The 1,180-nt window shown below is 53.7% G+C and carries 1 protein-coding gene; it reads right to left on the bottom strand.

Annotated features, from left to right (window positions below):
* Positions 1-29: 29 nt before the first annotated feature.
* Positions 30-1,150, bottom strand: a protein-coding gene (locus ACFX4U_RS24020; RefSeq protein WP_119261136.1) for an IS3-like element ISRaq1 family transposase whose coding sequence is annotated in 2 segments (ribosomal slippage) — positions 30-892 and positions 892-1,150 — 1,122 coding nt in all. Because the reading frame shifts where the segments join, the coding sequence is not laid out codon by codon here.
* Between the last annotated feature and the right edge of the window lie 30 nt (positions 1,151-1,180).

The raw sequence follows: 1,180 nt of genomic DNA, 5'->3' as shown, positions 1-1,180 counted from the left end.
TGACCTGCCCCCAGGATTAGATACAACCGTCAGTTAGTAATGTCGGTTTGTTTACCTTCACATTTTCCATTTCGCCACCGTGCTGCAAACTCTGATGGCGTCAGATAATTCAGTGCCGAATGTGGACGACACTCGTTATAATCCTGCCTCCAGTCGTTAATGGTTTTCCTGGCGTGAACGATATCGCTGAACCAGTGTTCGTTCAGACACTCATCGCGAAAGCGTCCGTTAAAACTCTCAATAAATCCGTTCTGCGTTGGCTTACCTGGCTGGATAAGCCGTAGTTCCACACCATGCTCAAAGGCCCATTGATCGAGCGCGCGGCAGGTAAATTCCGGGCCCTGATCGGTTCTTATTGTCGCCGGATAGCCCCGAAACAACGCGATGCTGTCCAGAATACGCGTGACCTGAACGCCTGAAATACCGAAAGCAGCGGTGATCGTCAGACACTCCTTCGTGAAATCATCCACACAGGTCAGGCACTTGATCCTGCGACCGTTGACCAGTGCGTCCATAACGAAATCCATCGACCATGTAAGGTTCGGCGCATCCGGGCGAAGAAGCGGAAACCGTTCGGTCGCCAGCCCTTTACGGCGTCGTCTGCGTTTTACGCTCAGTCCATTAAGGTGGTAAATACGGTATACCCGCTTGTGATTGACGTGAAGGCCCTCCCTACGCAGCAACTGCCAGATACGCCGATAACCAAAACGTCTGCGTTCAAGCGCCAGCTCAGTAATACGCCCTGATAAATGTGCATCAGCAGCCGGACGCTGAGCATCATAACGGCAGGTCGACAGGGACAAACCTGTAAGCCTGCAGGCACGACGTTGCGACAGACCGGTCGCATCACACATCAACATCACGGCTTCCCGCTTCTGGTCTGTCGTCAGTACTTTCGCCCCAGAGCCACCTGAAGCGCCTCCTTATCCAGCATGGCTTCGGCAAGCAGCTTCTTGAGCCTGGCGTTCTCTTCCTCAAGCGACTTCAGGCGCTTAACCTCGGGCACCTCCATACCGCCATACTTCTTACGCCAGGTGTAAAAGGTGGCGTCGGAAATGGCGTGCTTACGGCAGAGCTCACGGGCAGAAACCCCGGCTTCAGCCTCGCGGAGGATACTGATGATCTGTTCGTCGGAAAAACGCTTCTTCATGGGGATGTCCTCATGTGGCTTATGAAGACA

The organism is Kosakonia sp. YIM B13588, assembly GCF_042788165.1.
Lineage (GTDB): Bacteria > Pseudomonadota > Gammaproteobacteria > Enterobacterales > Enterobacteriaceae > Kosakonia > Kosakonia sacchari.
This window is presented reverse-complemented; position numbering and strand designations above follow the sequence as displayed.